Annotated in this window: 1 protein-coding gene and 1 pseudogene; both read right to left on the bottom strand. The window is 40.3% G+C overall.

Annotated features, from left to right (window positions below):
• On the bottom strand, window positions 1–1,645 hold a 1,645-nt coding region (locus CVN76_RS06150), incomplete at its 3' end, for a phage tail spike protein (protein ID WP_100530610.1).
• Between the two features lie 12 nt (window positions 1,646–1,657).
• Window positions 1,658–2,538 (bottom strand): annotated as a pseudogene (locus CVN76_RS06145) (distal tail protein Dit); the annotation flags it as partial.

Here is a 2,538-nt window from a genome sequence, read left to right as displayed (position 1 = left end):
TAGAGAAGCTTTCCCCTGCTGCAATGTCTGCAGCTGTTACCAAAGATCCTCTATAGCCTTGCGCCCAATAGATATGATTATTTTTTGTGTCTACAGCTGCATATTGAGCCACACTGTAATTAAAATCTGTGTCGCCTGGGTTCGGTTCATTTTGAAGGCGACAAAAGAAAGCAAAGTCTTTTTCTTCTGCAAAAATGATCGGCTTTGTTGTTTCGTCGTTTACGCTGCAGCGGATTGTATAAGTTGCTACTTCTTGGCCTACCTCTATTACGTTCCCGACTCCTATATGAGCATTTTCCCATTCTTCTACATGGGCGCCTTCATTGTCTAGCATTTCCCATAAAAAGCCCTCTTTTGGTATTTGGGACGTTATATTGTCCAGGCCCTCAAAAACGCGAATAATAAGCCGTTTCTTTTCGCTGCTGCTACTAAAATCTAAACCGTCGGGAGTAAATATTTCCACCTTCCAACTTTTCTTTTCTTGTAGAGCCTGTAGAGCCTGAGAAGCAAGCGCTTGAAGTTTCCATATCTCATTAGGGGTAACGGTGTTTATCGTGACGAATTCACCTAAGAGGACGTTATTCGTTGAGCTATCGGCCTGGCTGTAGTTGGTTTCCAATACGCGGGCCGTAATGGTCAAAGGTGGATTCATTTCATGATCTATAACGGCTATTGTATCGCCTAGACCTGGCAAATAATCTAATAAAGCGACGTCTACGCTATACGTATATTTAGGGTGGTTATATGTCTTCATTTGCTCTTGGCCCCATTCTAACAGGCCCTCGGGTTTTCCTATATCCTCATTCACAATAAACCCTTCTAAATACGCGTCGCCGTTATTATATTTATCATTTGCTTCTTCATCTAAAATAAAAGGAAGATATTCATAGTTATTGGATCCTGGTATTTTCACTTTGTTTACGCTGGTAATTGTAGAGCGTTCGCCCTTTGAGTTTTGCCCGCCGAATACATATAGTTTTGTGTAAAAGTCTAGGTTTGATTTGGTGCGGGTTGCCCCTTTCAAATTATGCCGATACTCAAAACGTTCCCCGGTCACTTCTCCTAGTTTTTCAGTGAAAAAAGCCCGCTTTTCTATCAAGTTTCCTTTTTCTATAACGGCATAAGCTTCTATTTCGATAGAAAAATCTTTAGTTGCATTATCTAACGCAGCCTTGGCTTTTCCTTCGCTTACTGTATAATATTTTGTTCCACCATTAAAAAAGTCGTTGAAATCATCCAGTGTCCATCCGCTACGTTGAAAAATATATGAAATAACGTCTTTTGAACTCGCAGCCGTCCAGCTCTTTTCCTCTAAAAAAGTATGGTTTAATTTCCAGGCTAAAGAATTAATAGCCTCCACCTTTTTTAAATGGCCCAGCCCGTTTATAACGTCGTTTTTGTCGTAAATCGTAAATAATTTAAAACGATCATTACTATCTGCTATAAGTAACTGTGTGCCTGTATCTAATAAATCCGTTTCCTCATAACCATATGGAACCTCAAGGGATAGAGTCTCCGCCCATATCTTCCCGCTATCGTCCGCTATTTTATTGCTATGAGCATCATTATAAAACGGACAGGCCCCGGCGCTGTTATTGTCTAAATATCCTATAATTTTATCGTCGCTATTTAAAATATAAATCATCTATTTTCCTCCTTAGTTATAACGCGGGCTATAATCCATCCACCAACTAGCTTCGCTTACTGGTTCGGGGCTAACAGTAAAGCTGCTAGGCACCCCGCCATTCATCGTTAAAAATTCGCTGCCAATGTATAGATTCTCTAAAAACATAGAGCCATTTTTATAGACTTTGTTTTCTTCGCAATTTATTACGATTTCATCCCCGGCCCTGGCTACAATCTCCACTGTATCGCCTAAAACCTCATAGACTTTTAAATCTGTTAAAGCTGCTGGGTTCGGCTTGTATGCCACATTTTTAGAATCCTCGGTTATATCGTACTTGGCTATATAAACGGCTACCCCTGCTATGGAGTCACCGTATTTTTTAGCACTATCCGTATATGTACCGCGCCATTTCTTCCCTGCAGGTTGGCCGTTATTGTTACATTTTTGGAATGAAGCTGTATATTTGTTTCCGACCTTTTCAAACGTACATACTCCATAAAACCCGGTTAACGTGTTTTCGTCTAGATCCTGGGGCAAAGCCATAGTTTTAGAGACTACTTTAGTCGACGTTTTTTTCTTTTTGCCTTTTCCAGTCGTCACTTTCACCGTTTCTTTGTATTTAATCGTTTTCTTTTTATTGGATCCGTTCTTCGTTCTTTTTACGCTGCTATCGTTATCACTGCTATAAACCGTTTTTGACGATACGGAATCATAACCAATTTGGGCATGTGCGGCCACTTCGTAACTATTATCATTATCTTTTAACGTAATTTTCCCGACCCTACGGCCTTCACTATCCAATAAATACAGGTCTATTTTATTTGAAGCTCGGGCATACCCTTTTTTTAAATACATGCGGGCTTCCACTTTCCAATCTTTGAGCGCTTTAGAAAACCATTGTTGCCGGGCTG

The sequence above is a fragment of the Bacillus sp. mrc49 genome (assembly GCF_002803435.1).
Note: the sequence above shows the minus strand (reverse complement) of the source record. Positions and strands in the feature narration are given on the sequence as shown.